Genomic DNA, 17,982 nt, shown 5'->3' with positions numbered 1-17,982 from the left:
GCGCGATTGCCCCAATTCACACGGAGCGCTCAACTCGCGAACGGAATGGAAATCAGCGTTCCGCAGACTTTGCTTCCTTCGCGCTAGGGCGACGGCTACTGCGTCCGGCTGAGAGCACGTTTTATGGCTCGGAACTTAGCCGCCCTGGCGACTCATCCGTGAGGTCATTCTTGCCACCAATCTGGCCATGTGGCCGCATTCCGAGACGCATCTGCAACCGGTGCCCGTTCGACTCGTTTAAGATTGGCGGCGGCCGGGCATTAACGCAAAACGGCCCCCGGACGGGGACCGTTACGTTTTTGCGAGCAGAAGAAACGCCGCCTGAAGAACTTCCTCGGAGCCGGCGACCTCTATAGCATCTTCGATATTGAGGCGGTCGCTCAACGCGGCGACGGTCAACGCGCCTATCGCGCGGCGAATACGGTCTCTCTCCCAGTCAACCAGACCATATGACCTCAGACTCAGCAGAACCCTGTTTAAAGCTGTTTCATAGTCCTCAATAGGGATGACGCTACCAGGCCTTCATGTAGTCGCGGATTTTCGACTGGAAGAGGCAACCCGCAGTACGATCTTCCCACTGACTGATAGCCCTGGCACAAGGCTCACATTGAAGCCCTTCTGGTCTTCGTGCTGCCACGCAGCACCAACCTTGGTCCACTGGGCCCCCTCGCCTTCCCCACTCACCACAAATGCTTCATGACTCGGCTTGACGCTCTTCGCCATCGCAATTCTCCAAATGTTTGAGATATGCAGTACGCCTGCAATCTCAGTATGGAGTGTTCGACAAGACGTCGGAATCCCTGCGCTAAGACAGTTGCCGCTCCTGTATGCAACTATTCATCGACCTCATTGACCCTAAATCCCGTCTTACCGCAGGCAAAACCCTTAGCGCACAAGGGCTGAAGACCTAACGCTCGCGGTCTAACTCTTCTACGCGAGAGAGACTTGGCAGTGCCCTGTCACGCTCGAGGCTATTTGCAACCTCAGCACCCCGCTTTTGCTCCTTGGCAGGCTCTACCGGCTTTACGAGAGGCTTCGTGCGCGAGTTGGCCATGTCATCAAGGATCCTGCGCAAAGCAGACTGGCTGTGTTCGGCATACCGATATGTGGGCACCAGCACGTTTCGATCGATGCGCGGGTCTCTCTCTGACGTTTTCACGGCCCCGATCGACGCAGTGTCACCCGGCCCCCCTCTGGCCGGGCCATAGCGCACTTCGCGGGCATGAAAATTCGAGTAATAGTAATCCCGGTCTGTGCGCAGGTTGACTGTCTCTGCCTCCCGCTCACGTCCCCTTAGCGTTTCGACGTGCGCAGCACGGGCGCTGAAGTCGTCAAATTCCTTTAAGCTTTGAAAGCGGTCCAGCCGCCTTTCGACGGCGACAATGAGAAATGCCATCGCCCCCGCATCTCGGATCGGGCCAAGCTGTCGCGGTTTAGATTGAAGGAAACTAAGCAACTGCCTCGTGTCCGCCAAGTTTTCCCCGCTAATGGTGCTCTCGATGGAGCGCGCTACTTTCTCTCGTCCGTAAACCTGGCGTGCCTCATCGACGATCTCGCGCACAGATGCTCTAAGCAGGGTTCTGATTTCCCTGACCTTCTCGCGGGCATCAAGTCGAAACTGCGCTGCTTGCCACCCCTGAGTATTGACTTTTTCGCTCATCTGACTCACCTTCTAGGAATGAAGTCCGATCGACGCGCCCCCTTGCCGAAGGAGACCTGGTCCTTCCTGCTGGTTTGGTGGATCCAGCACCTCGCCTACAAACTCTACCTTCTGGTCGTTCACATGCTATTGTATCCACGCGTTTGGTACATTTACAAATGGCGGGGCGTCCCATTCGTCAGAATGCCCGACGAAATGCAGATCGCGTGGTGGCAATTCCATGGTTGGCCCGCTGACTACCCGACGGAGCTCGAGCCCGAGTTTATCCGTCGCGTGCGCGGTAACCTCGCCTTTCATGACGCGCGCCGCCCCGACAAGCTGAACGGTTAGACCCCCACCAGAAGCAGCAGCGTGCTCTTGACGAGACCCATGCCGCCCGTCGAAAGTACCGTGGGGTTGGGGATTTCCATATGGACTGGCTGGTTTGGATGTTAGTGGGCGCCATCGTTTTTGGCGCCTTGGTGTTTTTCGGTGTCCGTAAGCTGGTCCCGGATGACGTGAAGAGACAAGAGCTGCTAACTATCTTGTTGGCCAGCTTTCGCACGTCTCCGCCAATTCCCCCGGCAGCTGCACCGACAGAACCTATCCCTGAGCTCGACATTTTGCAGGGCAACGTCCGGCCCGTACTGGACGAGTGGGATAACGACGAACTCAAAAAGCCAGATCTCGAACATGCATTTATCTTCCCCAATAAGCGCGCAGAGCCGGTCACTCGCTTTGAGGACCTAAACCGACGCCTGATTGTATTCACGCCCGGATCCAAACCTTTACGGAACGAAAAACTTCCCCCGCGCAACATTGACGACTATCCGATGAAGGTGGCTTGCACCCCGCAATCCATGCAGGAAATCATCGCTGCGCAGCTCAGGTGTGCCTATCCAGTTATCATCGATCGCAGCGGCCACTTCGCCGAAGCATCAAGAACGTTGGAGCATAACCCCGCTCATGTTACCCCGCTGTTGAAACATTACTTACGTATCTCGGAGGATCAGCGTCCGGTAATCATCTCATATGCAAAAACGGACAATAACAACGCTTCGGCGGGACTTACGCTCATCCGCTACGGGTTCGAACCGCTCTATGTGCCATTTACGTCGTTAAACCTCTATGTCGACGATAACCTAACGTTCCTACTTGAGGCATTCCTGGGCGAGCCGGATCCTTGGATGTGGTTCTCTATCGCGCGTATGCGAGCGAACAGCTACGATAAGAATAAGCCTCTCGAAGAAGCGAAGGCGGAGCTGGCCACGTTCCTTCACCGCAACAGATTCGTCAGGCTGTGGGGATTGAGGGACACCTCAGACGATCAGGCAAAGCTAGAGGATCCCGAGAATTCGCAGGGGCCTAGTGGCGCGCCATCCCCCGATGAAGCGCCAACGGCCTCTGAGACACCGACAGTCGAGGAAACTGAGGGTCAGCCCGCATGAGCGGATCACTTCTGAAGGAAGGCGCCGACGCCGAGGAACTACAACCACTTTGGCGCGGCTACTGGGCTCATTCCTGGGATCGCATGCCGGACTGGATCCGGCCGCGGCTCGACGGGTTCATGCGTGCCGACGACGGCCGCAAGGACGAGTATTTCCCGCTTATAGACCCGACGGACCCTGACGAAGAGACAAGGCTTAATCGCCCCTCGATCGTGAGAGACTATCCGGACGGCCGCGGCCCATTGATTGGGGCCATCACACATCCGAAAGAGAGCAGCGGGATCATCCAGTTCCGCGAACCAGGACACCTCCTCACCGTTGCACCGACCAGGACCGGTAAGGGCACCGGCCATATCGTGCCCAACCTTCTACTGTATGCAGGCAGTGCAGTTGTGATCGACATCAAAGGCGAGAACTTCGCCAAGACAGCAGCAAGCCGCAGAGAAATGTTCGAGAATGCCGCTGTCTTTCGATTTGCGCCGTTCGAGGAGGACACTCACCGGTACAATCCGCTCGATTTCGTGCGCTCTGTCGAGCTTGGCGGCCCATCGGCCGACACGTTCGACGACGCGCGCCTATTGGCTGAAATGCTCATACCAGGCGGCAAGAGCAACGAACCCTATTGGGACATTGAAGCCCGCAGCGTCGCCACCATGCTCGTGATGTACGTTGCGATCAGCAAGCCTCGCGGCTCGCCCACACGAAATATGGCGGAAGTTTCCAGACTACTGTTCGGCAACGACGTCGGTGATGCTGAAGAAGGAGACAAGGACGGATTTTCCGCGACTCTCAATGAGATCTCCGCCTATGCACAGCGCGAACGATACGCTCCGCTGATGTCGCTGGTAAGCGGGTTTCGCGATCATGAGCGTAAGCTGAGGGCGAGTATTCTCTCTTCATGCCGCGCTGACTTAAGAATTTGGACGTCTCCGCGTCTTCAAAATGCTACGACGGTGAGCGATTTCCAATTCGACGAACTCAAGGCATCGATGTGCAGGCCTGTGAGCGATGCTCCTGCGCCCACGACGCTGTACATCGTCATTCCACCAGAATATCTGCAATCATATCGCAGCGTCTTGCGAACTTTTATCGGCCTTGCCGTCATACAGCTAACCCGAGAAGCTGATTGGAAGTTTGCCGCTGACCTCGGCTGGCGGGAAAGACCCCCCTGCCCCGTCATGTTTCTACTCGATGAGTTACCCGCGCTCGGACGGATGGATCCTATTGTGAATGGGCTCAGCTACTTGGCGGGCTACGATGTCCAGTTATGGAGCTTCGTTCAGAACCTCGGCCAGCTCAAGGAGCTCTATGGCGACGCCTGGCACAACTTCCCGGCCAATGCTGCGGTAACTTCCTTCTTCGGCGTTAACGATCAGGACACGGCGGAGTACGTCTCCAGGCAACTAGGAATGTCGGAAGAATTCGAGAAGCGGGTCGTCAACAGAAGTGCGACCGCAAGCCAATCAATCGGCCGCTCGTACACGGACGGTTCGAGCTATAGCGGTTTTGGCTTGAGCGGCGGCAGCAGCACAAGCTCTACCAGCGGGTTCAATTCAGGAGAGTCCGAGTCCACGGGTCTGTCGGAGAGCCGTCAACTGGCGCGTGAAACACTGGCGTCGCCGGCCGATGTAAGAGCCACTCACAAGGATCTCCAGTACGTTTTCATACGAAATCGGCCACCAATCCTATCTACTCGGATCGACTATTTTAATTTCCCGCTGTTCGAGAACCTGTACGGGCGTTGGCGCGAGGGTGATCAATGAAAGTCACCATTATCCCCGCTGACGGTGAGCGGATGAGCGTCGTCTTCAATCTTGAAACGAGAATTCCCACGCGTATGGGCGCCGCCTTCACCCTGCAGGATCGCACAACCGCAAGGTATCTCACCGATACCGGCTGGTCCGACAACAAGGCGCTCCTCAAGCCAACTATCACGGTCGGACAAGTCACGGAACTGACGGTGCTTGTAGCCCATACCGACTTGCCTTCTGTGGACACGGAAGTCGAGTTGAGGATCCCGGCTGCCAATTTTGCCGATCAGCTCAATTGGCCATCATCAGAGCCGCTGCCTACATCGCTTGAGGCCACGGAAGATAAATCCGCAGCACGGTCGAAGCAGTCGCTTCAAAAAGTGCTTGAAACTCTCGGCATAGAAGACGCCGGCGACGGTAGCACTTCACAACCTACGGCAGAGATCGACACGGCACCTTCAGACGTCGTGCCGCTCTCTCAATGCGCACCTGTCGTCCAGCGATGGTCTATGGATCGCAAACCTCAGATAGCCGTCACTTTAGCAGCGCTCGTATTTCTCTTGGGCATCGCGGCCGTAATTTACGCATCCGTGTCGATTCGTGAGATGGCATCGCGCGAGCAGCAGTTGGCCTCAGCGCAAGAGCAACTTGGGCATGAGCGTGACTCCGTCGCCAAGGCCCGCTCGGCCCTTTCGCTCGCCCAGGAGCGATTGATAAAGGAACAAGGTCAGGTCACGGAAGTGCAGAGAGCGCAGGCCGCTGAAAGCGAGCGGCTCAAAAGGGAAAATGGTCAGCTCGATTCGGCAAAGACGTCCTTGGCCGCAGGCCAAGCGAATCTCAAGAACGGCCTGGAGCGCCTTGCCGCTGACCAAAAAGCACTGGACAATTCCAAGGCAACTCAATCGCTTCCCTCGTCGTCAAGCGAAAGCGAACGGTTGAAGAGCGAGCGGTCCGCCTTGCTGACCGGGCAGGCCGAACTTCAGAACGGCATCGAACGGCTGGCGGCAGAGCGGAAGGCATTCGAGGACTCCAAATCGGCCCAGTTGGCCTCCCCTCTCGGTAATCCCGCTGCGCCGGTAGCAACCATTCCAAAAGACACGCTAGCAGCCATCGCACCGTCTGCCGTCACTAAATCCCAGGCAGACCTTGTGGCGGCCTGCGATCAGTTGGCGGCCAACCCAACGAACCGCGACAAAGGCTCAAGCTCAGAAGGAGTAACATGGGGGCAGCTGGACACCGCCGCCGCAATAGCGGCCTGCGAGAAGGCCGCAGACGCTGTGCCGGCGAACCGACGCGTTGCATATCAGCTGGGACGCGCATTGCATCGCGGCGGCTTTGAAGACAGAGCCCGCGTCGTTTTTGGGAAACTGGTCGAGCAGCAGTATCCTTCGGCATTCGATAACGCCGGCGCCCTGGAAAAGGATTTTCAACGCTCGGTGTGGCTATTCCGAAAGGGGTCCCAGCTCGGGGATCCCGACTCGATGGACAGCTTGGCGTCACTTCTACTGAAAGGCCAGGCAACGGAATCCTATGCCGGCGAAACCTACGCTCTGCTCACCAAGGCCTCCGAGCTCGGTAGCGCCGCCGCCAGGAAGCGCCTCGATCAACTCAATTCGCAGGCCGCTCAAAACGCCAGGAACGCTCAAGGAGCCAACGTGGCTTATTGGACTCTGATGTCGTTACAGCGTGCCATCAGGGATCGCTAACGGCACCGTTGCGTTTGCGCTACACCACTCGCGGAATTGATTTGGAACGATCAGTGACTGATGCCTGCACAAGCAGTCGGGCTGGCATTCCTCACCGTTGCTATGTCAGCTTTGGTGAATGCCTATCATATGGCTGCTCTTCAAGGTGCTCTGGTTCATCATACGATGGACCTGGCGCCTAGCGTTCTGGCTTTTAAAGAGAGTGGCGCGCGTAAGCCGGACTGCCCGACCGAACGGTGCGCATGGCACCGCCCGATTTGCGACGTTCCTCGAACTGATATGGCGTAAGGCTCTCTCTGGTGCGGGGCCGGTTATCGGCAAGACGTCATGGGATCGCCTTGTGCGTTTCACGAAGGATGGCATCGTGATGGTTTTCGCGGCAACGGGTGCCGGAAAAGGCCTGGGCGTGGTCATACCAACACTGCTCGATTATCCGGGCTCCATCCTAGTCACCGACCCCAAAGGGGAGAACTACGCCGTCACGCATCGGCATCGCGGCCGCGTAGGGAAGGTCAGGATGCTGAACCCGACAGATTTAAGCCGATCCGAACGCTTCAATCCGATGGATATGATTCGCATAGGCACCTCCCTCGAAACAGACGACGCCACAGCGTTGGCAAAACTCATGGTCCGCCCGGATGCGCGGGAGGCCCACTGGGACGACAAGGCTATTTCGCTTCTCACCGCGCTCATACTTCACGTTCTCCATGAGCCACCCGAGACGAGGACGCTTTCCAGCGTCAGATCCATCTCGGTCGGGGCGCCAGAGACCTTCTTTGAAACCCTGAGCGAGATCTCTCAGACCTCACGATCGCTCCATGCAGCCGAAATCGCGGCGGGCTTTTTGAGCCAAGCCTCAACTAGCTACGGTGACGCGACCCCCGAATTTAAAAGTATCCTGTCAAACGTCCATAAAGCCACGGAGCAATGGTCGGCTGGATCGCCCGCCGGCCAGCTTGCTGCCTATTCAACCTTCTCCCTCGATGAACTGATTGATGACGTTACGACCCTTTACCTCTGTGTCGATGAGGAGTTGCTCGCCACTTACGAACGTTGGTTGCGCGTGATGACGGGATGCGTGCTGAATGCACTAACACGTGGTAAAACACGGCCGCGACCGCGCCATAAGGTTCTTCTCCTCCTGGACGAAGTTGCGGTTCTCGGAGCTCTGGAACCGCTGGAGAGACAGTCAGGCCTCTTGCGCGCCTACTGTACCCCCGTCCTGATCTGGCAGAATCTCCCTCAAGTTATGGCCGTTTACGGCGCGAGAGCCGCCGCCTTCCTTGCAAACGCCTCATGCAGAGTCTTTTTTGGCGTCAACGACAATGAGACCGCCACATACGTAGCGAACATGTTGGGCCACACGACGTCCTTCTCGCAGTCACACGGCACTTCACACAGCAGCGACGCGTGGTTGAGACACCACGAACAGCAAGGCGAGACTGAAAGCGGCTACTGGCTGCTTGACCCGTCTGAAGTCCAAAGACTGCCGGTGACCCAGCTCGTCGCCAAATTTCGCGACATTCCCTTCCCTGTCCGCCTTAGTCGAATAGACTATCGGAATCGGCCAGGGTGGTGGGGACGATGGGACAAATGGCGACCTACTCTCGTGTCCGCCCATCTGACTGGCGACCGCCAAGCGCCCGATCAACGGCCACAGCTAACCGATCCTGCCAGCGGTACAGTGCCTTCCGACGGGTCAGGACGCCTTCCCTTCCCCCACGTAAACCAACCAGGACATTCTCCAGCTGCGCGATGATCTCGCGAATCTGCTTCTTGCGCTTTTCGGCATGCTGCTTGCGAGCACGCTCCTGGCTCGCCGTCATTGCGCGATGATACCGGAACTTCTTTCCCTTGATAGCGCCCTCGACGCGCCAGCTGAACCCTCGCTCCCAGTAATCCAGTCGGCGCCGGAAGCGCGCCGTCTGGCGGTCAATCCTCTCGATGCGTTCCTTTGCACGCTCGTTGTTGCCAAGCATCAGGTTGGTCAACCAGTCCACGCGGCTACCTCTGTCGATCGCCGGATAATTGATGGCGCGTCCGGCCCGTTGCGGGCCGGTTTGCTTACTCTGCTGGTTTGGTAGCCCGAAAACCCAGCCGGGCCTGGTGACGAATCCCGGGGCCCGCACTGGTAACTTCTGCTCCCTTGCGGGCTGCTGCCTGACGCCCACCACTCGCTGCTTGCTGGCCGGTTTGTAGCCACGCCGGCTCGCCGCTCTTGCGCGGACCCCAACGTGGATCTCTGGTTCGCGATCAAGCAGCGCCATGAGGCGACGATCGCCGTTCCGGGCAGCTTCGTCTCGCTGGACACGCAGCGAACGGTGATCAACCCGGCTACGGTGCCCAGCACGCTCAAGGTAAGCGTTTTGAATTTCTGCCCAGCTTTTGCGCCAACCAGAGAGCAACTCGCTGCTATTCCATTCGCGGCTCTTCTTGGCGGCGAGACCTTCGGAGGTGGCCTTCCTCATGGTCAGCAACACGTGAGCATGGTGGTTGCGGGGGTCGTCACCCTTCTCTGTTACAGGCTCGTGGATGGCGACGTCTGCCACCATACCGCGATCCACAAACTCCTTCTGAACGAATTCCCGAATCAGTTTCAACCGTTCTTCCGGCTTCAGCTCGTGGGGCAAAGCCAAATTGACCTCGCGAGCAAGTTGCGCGTCCTCGCGCTTCTCGAGCTGCTCGGCATGATTCCAAAGCTTTTCCCGGTCCTTCAACCATGGTGCTGCGTTTTCGGGTGCCATGACCTCTTCGTGCGCTACTCCTCGGCGCTTCGAGTAGTCACGGACAGCATCGTTTCGCTCGTCCTTCAGAGCTTGGCCACTGCGATAGGCCGCCATGGCAACAACCGAACGACCTGCCGAGCGTTTCACCACCTGCACCGAAATATGGAACGAGGCCAAGGCTGAATACTTCCTTTGTTTTCCGCCCAAAGTGGCGGAAAACACCACATTGATTAATCAATGTATAAGTGCGCCCTTAGTCTAAGTCAACTTGAGCCTCCCAAGATCGCTCCCAGACTGACCTGCCAATCAGGTAATCAGCGTCCCACTGTGATGAAACGGCCGCAGGCTCAACGAGCGAAATTGCCATCACGCATCAACGCGCGGCTGTTTCCAGGCGCCATCAGCGGCGCCATCCCCTCTAAATGGGTCGGCGGACGATTACCCAGGGTACAGCCGCTTGGTAGCTTGGATACAGGGGCCTGGGACGGCAACGCCGTCATGCGTTGCGATACGTTATCAATCCCCCAAGCGTGCTCAGTAGCCAGCCTGAGTTCGTCAGCGAGACACTCGACGGCCCATCGCAGATCGCGACGGTCGCGAGACGGCTCGTATTCCATCTCCACGATCTGCTGTCCTACCCGCCGGGCGGCATCTCTCACCCCCGGATCACCAACCATCTCGAGTTCACCCCAGCGCAACTGCCAAAACCTGTTTGCGGCGTCCTGCCATTTAAGCGATTTGGGCTCAAGATCGTTGTCAGTAAGCTTGCCGGCCGCCTGGATCGCTTCAAAGAATGTGTCAAGCTTTCGCTTTAAAAAGGGCTGCTGACTCTCAACACGGCGGCTGAGAGCCGCCTCTTCACGCGCCTCTTTCCTGGCGAGGTCAGCTTCGGCTTGGGCAACAGCTCTCCCCTTCGCCTCCTTGTCTGCTGCGGCTTCAGCTGCAACGACCCGCTGATGCGCCTCATAAATTTGCCATCCCGCAGAAGCTGCCGCGGTGAGTACCGTCCAAACAGCCAAAGCGTACGGGGACAACGGCAGCAGACGTCGCCACCATCTAGCTTTGACGAGCGTGGGCTTCGGACGGTCGGGTTCGCTCATGAGTGCCTCCCCTTGCTACAACAGTTTGACCGTAACCTTTGCAGTCCCGCGATTGTTGTTAGGGCCGTAGAAGATCGAATGGATCCACGGCAGACCGACCACGGCATCATTTACATACAAGAACAGCTCTCCGTCGCGAGCCGCCGTGAGCTTGGCTCTGTATTGTGAGGGCTCACTGCCCTTCATCCGGATCGGATCCAGGAAATGTTCGTCGACGCCGGTTTCGCCAATACGCGCGATGAGTCGGAACCACGGCCTGAAAAGAACTCTGCGGAGCAGGATGGCGCTACGAAAAGCCCATTGCTGCGTCCCATCAAGCGACGATGTTCTGAAGCCTAACGGCGTGGTGGTGATCGAACTGTCTGCCCACGGCATATCGATCGTGATCATGATCTCGTAGTCGTGGCCCGCCCTTAAAGTTAGGCCCGTTGGGGCGCACAGCGCATCGGTCGAGAAGTCGTTCGCTTGTTGAGGAACACCGAGATTGACAGGTTTCGGCCTCTGTTCGGGAGGGCTGCTTGGTGCCGTACCGTTACAGAAGGCGCCGGCCGAGTCAGCTATATTAAATAGCAGATGGCTCAGCGCAGTCGCCGCTATCCAGACCGTCAATAGGGCCAGGAGAAGCGGCAGGACGTGCCGCTTCCCTAACCAGATTATGGACCTGTATATCCAGAGATTGCGAAACCAATAAATAACGTCATGACCGAAGCCTGGCGGTACGGCGGCCTGACCGCCCCGCGAATGCCAGACCACTCGCATACCGTCGGTAATCCACCCACTCAGCATCGAGCCGATGCCTATGAAAAGCGCCACAAGCGCTATTCCACCCAGAAACCACTCTGGATTCGCTGCGTACCAATCCGTCCACCAGTGGAAGGATCTCGGCAGAAATGACTCGATAAAGCGCACGGTTTCGGAAACGAGACGAAACCTCGAGGCGAATTCATGCGCTGGCTGACGGTCGTGAAACAACCAAAACGCCGCGAGGTGAAAAGAAGCCGCAAGCGTTGCAAAGTATGCGAGGCGTCGCATCCAAACATAATTCCACAACCGTTCCTGCCGGGCGTGCCTTGCGACGGCCTGGGCTGGTGTCTCAAAGGTGTTATCGCCCAGCCTTTCGACCGTCCCATCGCTACGAAGGATCACATAGTTGGATGGAAGACCGATCGGCGCATAAGCGTTGGCGCCGCTGTCGATTCGTCCGAAGACACTTTCATGAATCATCGGCATCGGAACACTGACACCTACCGATGGGTCATTGCAGAGATCTTCAACTTTTCGGGGGCCATACCGATAGTAGGCTCCAACGCCGGCACGGGAATCGTAAAGGCGGCCATCTTTATCTTGTGATGATTCTATTGCCCTGACCGCGTCTGGATCGGCGAAAGGCGCCTCTTTGAATGTCAAACCGTGTTTCTGCGCCTCCTTAACTAACCAAAACAGAGGGACATAGGCGAGCGCGTCGTCGGGATAGCCGCCACCAACGTTGGCGTGCATACCGACAAACCACGCTTGCACCAGCCGCTCTGCGCTGACGGTCGTTGGGACCTTTGGCGCTGGCTCGCCGGCCACTTGCTCAGTCCAAAGAACCGGGTGGAACGTCGTTCGTTCGTCATCAAGCGCCAGGGCGTGGCGCGCGAACTTGACCTTAGGGCTTAGAACGCGGTTCGGAAGCTCAAGCGGCCATACCCAATTGCTGATGCCGCGGGTCATCTCATCCAACGGCAGCCCATAGGCGGCAACGGTGTCCCATAGCCCAATGAACTCGATCGACGGGACGGATGTATACTTGATCTCGGAGTAAGACTTGCGCCCGCCAAACCTATCCGCGATCGGTACCAAAACGTAGTCGCGGATCGCTCGAAAGATGACCTCGATCCGCCAAATCGAGTGATATCCTTTAGCGCGGTAGGCCCTATATGCTTTGACCGCACCATTATTCAGCTCGGCCTCTGTATCAGCGATCACCAGGCCTTGATCGAGAACCAGCGCCGCTAACACTCTTGCGGTAAAGGCGCCCCGGCTGAAGCCGAACAGATAGATCTGTGACGGTGCAACGGAGTCGTAGTTGCGGCAGATAAATTTGTATGCGTCCAGAACGTTGCGTTTCAGACCCCAGCCGAACACACCCCCAAGGATAGCCAACGGCACGAATGATGAGGTGCCTACACCATCATCATACTTGGCCGCCTGCTTGTTACTTCGCAGGTCGAGCGCCTGAAAGACGCGCCAAACGTTCGTGCGCCAGACGCTCGACGCCGCATTTCCCGTCCCATCGGACAAGATTACAATTTTATCTGCTGACACTTCCGCCCCCGCGACCCCGCGCCGACATATCTCATCGCCAGGCTCGTTGTAACATGAACGTCATGCAATCAAAAATAGAGCGCTCAGTTTGACGCTCCGCTGCCTTTGCGACGGACTGTCACTGCTGCAGGAAAATCGGCGACTTACTGTTGATTTCGTTGCGAATGATAGGGTCCTGCAACACCCGATTGCGAGGCGTATCCAGCCGGCGGCCTGAAGATGAACGTCCCCCTCGCCTATCTTGGTCAATCACAAGCACAGGAGGATTTGGCGTCCGATTCAAGAAAAACGTCGTGCCGCCCGGTTTGCCGCCTCCAGGAACGGGATCCGTGGTGATCGCCGGCGCCATAGTCACCGACTTTGGCCAATTGGTCACCGCGACTTTCAGCGGCTTTGCCGGTTCGGCCGGCGGAGTGAGTGCGATCGTGAACCTGTTTGTATAGTCGCGGTAGGTCGAGAAACCCGCGGCGGTATCAATTGTGTTCGTCACAGGGACCAGCGTGTAACCAAAACGGACGCCGCCGTTTACGACGATGTTGAACTGCTTTGTGAAGCTTATGGTCACGAGATCGTCTGCGTCGATGGCTGCCAACGTTCCTTGGATCCAGTTGGACAATCCCATATTGGTTTCGGAAGGATCGTCGCCAGAGCAGTCATTGCCGTAATGATCGACAGCTGTCGTGACGGATGTCGCAAACTTGAGGGTGTTGATCCGCATGTCGGTGTCAGTTCCACCAATCTTCGGCGTTACTCCCAGTCCGCCGGGGCCGACTGGCACCCCAACCGTAACTACGCCGTCTGCCGAGACGCTGCGTTCCAATGTAATATTGAGATCGGTGAGGACGTTCCAAGCTTTGAGGTGCCGCTTTCTCCCTGCCGGGGATAAGGCGGCCGCAGCCAGCTCACACTCGATCGATTTGACGAATGCCTTGAGATCGAGCCGAGTTCTTTCCGCTGACTCCGGAAAGGTCATGCATGCCGACAAGCTCAAGCACAGCGGTGCCCAAATCCATGGACGCATTGAAGTCCCCCCACCCATTGGCACAGTAGGTGGTTGCATCGATCGCCGTCAATGCTTTGGGTTGTGCGCCGGTTGATCATCTGCCCTGGGACTCAACCTGGAGCAAAGATGACGTCGATCTGGAATTTTGCCAAGCGGAGAAACGGAGTGATGTACGGCGGAGCCCTCTTCTTCAAATCCAAATTTCAATTCTGTCAGCCGTAGGCGTTTTAAAAATCTGTTTTAATAGTTTTATCTACAGTTTTAGGAACAAAAAGCCGAGCCGCTACAGTAGGTTAAGCCACCATTTTGGACCGAAGTACGGTGATGACGGATTGATGTACGCGTTTGGCGGAATGAAGTACGGATTTCGCGGATCGAAGTACGGCGCATTTCGACTTATCCACAGCCCTCCGATGCCTCCATTTTTGTCAAAAAAAGGCGGACCGAAATACGGTCGGGTTGACAAAAACGGATCGACCCCGCCGCGGCGAGATCCTTTATGGCAATCTGAGTCGGAGCGAAGTACGGCGTTTTTGTCATTCCAGCGCGGACCGATGTACGGTCGTTCTGACAAAAGGCTGCGGAGTGAAGTACGGCCGCTTTTGTCAAAACGATACGGATCGAAGTACGGCAGTCATGCCAAATCCGATCTAAGTTCCCGGTATTTTTGGCAAAAAGGCGCGGATCGATGTACGGAATCCATGCCAAATCCGCCGGACCGAAGTACGGTGATTTTGTCAGAGTACCGCTGAGTGCAGGACCGTCGAGCTGTCAGAGATGTTCGGCTTTTCTTTGCCGTCGCGGTATCGCATCCGCAGGAGTTCGGACTTCTCGCCCTGCTCGATGACCAGGTCGTAATCGGGCAGAGGATTGTCCTTCGCCGCGGCAACGATCTCATGGATCGCTTGGCGAAACTTGTGGGCGGGAAGCTTTGATCCGCTGCGGCGGTGAAGCTCCGGGAAGCCATACACGGCGACGGTCGAACCAGCAGCCTTTCGGGCAAGCCGATAGATAAACTTGGCGATCGGCCTGGCGATCAGGAAGTAGTCCGGATGCAGCGTAAGGATCGACGGCGCCGACCGATCTGCTTTCACAACCCCTTCGTATACCCACTGCGGAATTTCGATCTCAACCTGATCAATCCTGTCCTGGGTGGTGCGGCTGACGACCTTGTAGCGTCCGATCAACGGGAAGGATTGAACCTCCCGGCGCTTGCCGCCCTTGCCATTACCCTGATCGAGGTTGGTGATCTTGATGCGCGTCGCCTGCAGGCGATCGAGAGCACGCTCAAGGTCTTCATACTGCTTACCGCCGAGCTCGCGTCGGCAGAATTTCAGGATCTCGGATGCATTCGGGCTATAAAGCCGCGCTGGAAGCCCAGGCCGGAGGCCCTTCTTGTCATCGATGTGGAAGTTTCGCATGGCCGCAGCCAGGTGCGAGACCATATTGATGAAGATGTCGTAGTCGTACGCCGTCGCAAGCCCGACGCTGGCTCCGCCCTCTACGGTGATGATGGAGTCCTTCAGCTCGTAGCGAATGACCCCCTCCCCTGACGTCTTGGAAAGCGCGAAGGGCGCGATGTCCATCAGGTTGAGGTCATCCTTGACCGGTGCATCGTGGACGCTCGGCACAAAGAACATCATCTGCGCGTCGTCGACGGGCGCTTGCCGCACGATCGGCCGCGGTGTGCTGGGGACTTCGTGCTGCACGTATTTCTGGATTTCCTCAGACCGAATGGCCTCTGCCAGCCGCAAAAGCGCCGCGCCGAGCGGATCGTTCTTATCGGGAGCTTTGAGATCAGCCATGCTTCGACGGGCGTAGAAGCGACGGAGCCGGGCGAGGGAATCCTTATCTAGCGGCTTGGGCTCTTCGTCGCGAGCCCGGGACACCTGGGCGGCCACTTCCTGCAGGTAGGCGTTCTTCTCGTGCAAAGACAGGTCCGCGAATTCTTCGCGCGTCTTCAATGAGAGTTTCTGCCGGGCCATGTCTCACCTTATCGCGAAACACCGAGTCGGGGGAAATCTTCGACACTTTTTTGCTTTAGCTGTGCGCAATTTAGGCAACGCCCAACTGCATAGTCTCAGCGTAAAAAAGGCCTGGCGTTTGCGCCAGGCCTTTTCAAAACTACTCGCGTCACATCTCGCTCAAAACAATTAGTCACATCCCGCTCGATCCGCCCCAGATCGCCGCCCAAATCCAGCTCGCCAGCAAGCTGCCGATCACCCCCATGATCAACGTTTCCCAGCGGCTCATATACCCGGAACCCCTGCTTGGAGGCCGGTCTTCATTCTCAGGCTCCTTTTCAACTTCGAGATACTCTAGCTCCGGGCAGCCGAACCGCCGCCGGAGGTCTTCTAGCGTGACGTCGCGTATATCCTCATCCGAACCCATTGGTGACTCCTGGCTTTGGGTTGTCTGCTGAATGTCTTCGTCATGGTCTTCTCCAATTGGGTGGTAAGGAAATAATCCGCCCTTGATCGGGCTTGAAAACCGTATACGAAGGCTCAGCCATATGTCAACTGAAAGCACACTCAGTGTGTCGATAATGGTTGCGTCGGCACAAAAATGCCTGTATTTCGGTGCTTGGTAACAACTGGCGAATTCGGATTCGCACACTCAGTGTGTTTCCGGGGCCAAATCTCGTTTAGAAAGGCTGATAATGGCAACCAAAACGGCGGATGCGTCTGAATCCGCAGGTGGGGCGCCAGCCCGGAATTCTCGGTCCGTGGCAAGACTTCACGTGACCGTGCCTGACGGACTTCAAAGGAAGATCGATGAGCTGGTGGAAGCATCGCACGCCACCAGCACTGCGGAAGTGTTCCGTAATGCCCTGACCGCTTATGCGGCCCTCCTGGAAGCCCACAAGAGTGGGCGCCAGGTCATCATTCAGAATCCCGACGGTTCAGATCGGGAGCGACTCAGGCTCTTCCTCTGACTCAAACGAAAAGCCCCGCATTTGCGGGGCTTTTCTTTTGTCCATCGAGTATGCTGGTGTCACAGCATACTGTTATCCAGTCATGTCCATTAGTTCACGGATCGAAGGTGCACCTCGCTTTTTAAGCAATAGGTCGACGCCTTCGAGGATTAACTGGTGCATCTTGACGCGCTCTACGTGAGCAATCTCGCGGATCTGATCGTAAACCGGTTCTTCCAAGTAGAGCGATAGCTGCCGCGCTCGCTCCCGGATCGTCCCCTCCCCTTTCCGCACCACGGGAGTGGGCTTACGGGCAGGCCTTCTTGGAGCGAGTGAAACGACCCTCTGCCGCGCCGGCGCAGGGGCGGCCGGAGCCTCCTCTACCGCAGAAACCGAGGCCTCGACGTTTACCTCCGGCTCTGATGGCGCGGCTTCAACTTCAATAGCAGGACGCTGCACCGAGACGACCTCGGCCGCGATCAGGTCCTTAAGATTCATCCTAGGCTGCTTTGACATGCGGGATGGCTTTCGTTCGGTTGTCGATCCAGGCCCAGAGCTTGCGAATTTCTTCGGCCGCTGGTCCCGTAGGATTGAATTCGGTGACCCCCTCCCCTTTGCCCATGGCGTCCTGGTGATCGTTGCGCATGACGATGTTTACATCCGCCAGGACACCAAGACTGCTGAGGCCTTCCGCGGTTTCCTTGATGCGGATGCCCTTCGGCGGGGTTTGGTTGAGAACGAAGGCGAAGTCTTTCTCGAGGCGGAAGATGGCGCCGAGCGTCGGTGCCACGCCTTTAAGGTCAGCCGGCGTCGGCCGGCAAGGCACCAAACACAGGTCTGATGCGGCGATCGCAAGGTTGGTTCCGGGGCTATCGATGCCAGGCGTATCCAGGAAAACGTATTCGCAGTCGACTGTGCGCAGCTTGGTCAAAGCCCCATCTAGCTTGTCCGCCGAGATCTGCGCGACCTCCGGATCCATGCCGTGTCGCTGCTTAGCCCACTGCGTCACCGTAGCTTGCCTATCCATTTCCAGAATGCACACCGAGTGCCCCGCTTCGTGTGCCGCGACCGCGAGAGATACGCAGAGGGTACTCTTTCCGCTTCCCCCCTTCTGGGTGACAAGTGTTATCACCTTCATATCTAACCCCTTTTCTAAATTTAATCCAAGAATGCTGGTATGCTGTTGCGCACTCATATTTCAGGTCGCTTTATGACAGCATGCTGTGAGACTTTGATGCCGTCGTTCTGTGATCCTTGATTCCCAGCATAGGAGTATGCGGTCATACTGTTAATCCCCCGTTAGCAAAAGGATCAAGGTATTGTGTGATCCTTGCATCACAGAATGCTGGTAAGCTGGTAAGCTGGTAAGCTGGTAAGCTGGTAAGCTG

Annotated in this window: 13 protein-coding genes and 1 pseudogene; 5 read left to right on the top strand and 9 right to left on the bottom strand. The window is 57.1% G+C overall.

Features of this window, described 5'->3' with window-relative positions:
• Positions 1-907: 907 nt before the first annotated feature.
• On the bottom strand, positions 908-1,660 hold the full coding sequence (locus CIW50_RS27625) for a hypothetical protein (RefSeq protein ID WP_149534364.1): 753 nt from the start codon (positions 1,658-1,660) through the stop codon (positions 908-910).
• A gap of 410 nt (positions 1,661-2,070) precedes the next feature.
• On the opposite strand from CIW50_RS27625, the gene CIW50_RS27620 reads away from it, so the two are divergent.
• The 4 genes and pseudogenes from CIW50_RS27620 to CIW50_RS29915 form a co-directional block, all read left to right on the top strand.
• Positions 2,071-3,087 (top strand): hypothetical protein, encoded by a 1,017-nt coding sequence (locus CIW50_RS27620; RefSeq protein WP_149534363.1) that lies wholly within the window; start codon positions 2,071-2,073, stop codon positions 3,085-3,087.
• The gene (locus CIW50_RS27615; protein ID WP_149534362.1) at positions 3,084-4,850 is read left to right on the top strand and encodes a type IV secretory system conjugative DNA transfer family protein; all 1,767 of its coding nucleotides are present in this window, start codon (positions 3,084-3,086) and stop codon (positions 4,848-4,850) included. Before CIW50_RS27620 ends, CIW50_RS27615 begins: the two co-directional genes overlap by 4 nt.
• Positions 4,847-6,544, top strand: a complete 1,698-nt coding sequence (locus CIW50_RS27610) for an SEL1-like repeat protein (RefSeq protein WP_149534361.1) — start codon at positions 4,847-4,849, stop codon at positions 6,542-6,544. Before CIW50_RS27615 ends, CIW50_RS27610 begins: the two co-directional genes overlap by 4 nt.
• A gap of 118 nt (positions 6,545-6,662) precedes the next feature.
• Positions 6,663-8,054 (top strand): annotated as a pseudogene (locus CIW50_RS29915) (type IV secretory system conjugative DNA transfer family protein); the annotation flags it as partial.
• A 91-nt stretch (positions 8,055-8,145) separates the two neighbouring features.
• On the opposite strand, the gene mobQ reads toward CIW50_RS29915, so the two are convergent.
• From mobQ to CIW50_RS27575, 6 genes are all read right to left on the bottom strand, one after another.
• The gene (mobQ, locus tag CIW50_RS29665; protein WP_149534359.1) at positions 8,146-9,495 is read right to left on the bottom strand and encodes a MobQ family relaxase; all 1,350 of its coding nucleotides are present in this window, start codon (positions 9,493-9,495) and stop codon (positions 8,146-8,148) included.
• Between the two features lie 122 nt (positions 9,496-9,617).
• The gene (locus CIW50_RS27595) at positions 9,618-10,370 is read right to left on the bottom strand and encodes a hypothetical protein (RefSeq protein WP_149534358.1); all 753 of its coding nucleotides are present in this window, start codon (positions 10,368-10,370) and stop codon (positions 9,618-9,620) included.
• 15 nt (positions 10,371-10,385) lie between these two features.
• Entirely contained in the window at positions 10,386-12,677 is a 2,292-nt protein-coding gene (locus tag CIW50_RS27590; RefSeq protein ID WP_149534357.1) for a T6SS phospholipase effector Tle1-like catalytic domain-containing protein, read from the bottom strand.
• A gap of 118 nt (positions 12,678-12,795) precedes the next feature.
• A complete protein-coding gene (locus CIW50_RS27585; protein WP_149534356.1) occupies positions 12,796-13,650 on the bottom strand; it encodes a hypothetical protein in 855 nt (284 codons plus the stop codon).
• 767 nt (positions 13,651-14,417) lie between these two features.
• Positions 14,418-15,665 carry a replication initiator protein A gene (locus CIW50_RS27580; protein ID WP_149534355.1) on the bottom strand — a complete coding sequence of 416 codons (1,248 nt, stop codon included), beginning with the start codon at positions 15,663-15,665 and terminating at the stop codon, positions 14,418-14,420.
• Between the two features lie 172 nt (positions 15,666-15,837).
• Positions 15,838-16,296, bottom strand: a complete 459-nt coding sequence (locus tag CIW50_RS27575) for a hypothetical protein (RefSeq protein WP_149534354.1) — start codon at positions 16,294-16,296, stop codon at positions 15,838-15,840.
• A gap of 124 nt (positions 16,297-16,420) precedes the next feature.
• Between CIW50_RS27575 and CIW50_RS27570 the strand changes: the two genes are divergently transcribed.
• Positions 16,421-16,615 carry a hypothetical protein gene (locus CIW50_RS27570; protein WP_149534353.1) on the top strand — a complete coding sequence of 65 codons (195 nt, stop codon included), beginning with the start codon at positions 16,421-16,423 and terminating at the stop codon, positions 16,613-16,615.
• 72 nt (positions 16,616-16,687) lie between these two features.
• On the opposite strand, the gene CIW50_RS27565 is transcribed toward CIW50_RS27570, so the two are convergent.
• Together CIW50_RS27565 and CIW50_RS27560 are read right to left on the bottom strand one after the other, a co-directional pair.
• A complete protein-coding gene (locus CIW50_RS27565; RefSeq protein ID WP_149534352.1) occupies positions 16,688-17,092 on the bottom strand; it encodes a hypothetical protein in 405 nt (134 codons plus the stop codon).
• Position 17,093: 1 nt separating this feature from the next.
• Positions 17,094-17,789, bottom strand: coding sequence for an AAA family ATPase (locus tag CIW50_RS27560; RefSeq protein ID WP_246664489.1), 696 nt, complete (start codon positions 17,787-17,789; stop codon positions 17,094-17,096).
• Positions 17,790-17,982: the final 193 nt, after the last annotated feature.

The sequence above is a fragment of the Tardiphaga sp. P9-11 genome, assembly GCF_008329525.1.
GTDB lineage: Bacteria > Pseudomonadota > Alphaproteobacteria > Rhizobiales > Xanthobacteraceae > Tardiphaga.
This window is presented reverse-complemented; position numbering and strand designations above follow the sequence as displayed.

Excerpts from the sequence above, each read along its gene's own strand:
- CIW50_RS27625 (WP_149534364.1), bottom strand. The coding sequence starts at position 1,660 with ATGAGCGAAAAAGTCAATACTCAGGGGTGGCAAGCAGCGCAGTTTCGA.
- CIW50_RS27620 (WP_149534363.1), top strand. The coding sequence starts at position 2,071 with ATGGACTGGCTGGTTTGGATGTTAGTGGGCGCCATCGTTTTTGGCGCC.
- CIW50_RS27615 (WP_149534362.1), top strand. The coding sequence starts at position 3,084 with ATGAGCGGATCACTTCTGAAGGAAGGCGCCGACGCCGAGGAACTACAA.
- CIW50_RS27610 (WP_149534361.1), top strand. The coding sequence starts at position 4,847 with ATGAAAGTCACCATTATCCCCGCTGACGGTGAGCGGATGAGCGTCGTC.
- CIW50_RS27595 (WP_149534358.1), bottom strand. The coding sequence starts at position 10,370 with ATGAGCGAACCCGACCGTCCGAAGCCCACGCTCGTCAAAGCTAGATGG.
- CIW50_RS27585 (WP_149534356.1), bottom strand. The coding sequence starts at position 13,650 with ATGACCTTTCCGGAGTCAGCGGAAAGAACTCGGCTCGATCTCAAGGCA.
- CIW50_RS27580 (WP_149534355.1), bottom strand. The coding sequence starts at position 15,665 with ATGGCCCGGCAGAAACTCTCATTGAAGACGCGCGAAGAATTCGCGGAC.
- CIW50_RS27565 (WP_149534352.1), bottom strand. The coding sequence starts at position 17,092 with ATGAATCTTAAGGACCTGATCGCGGCCGAGGTCGTCTCGGTGCAGCGT.
- CIW50_RS27560 (WP_246664489.1), bottom strand. The coding sequence starts at position 17,789 with ATGAGTGCGCAACAGCATACCAGCATTCTTGGATTAAATTTAGAAAAG.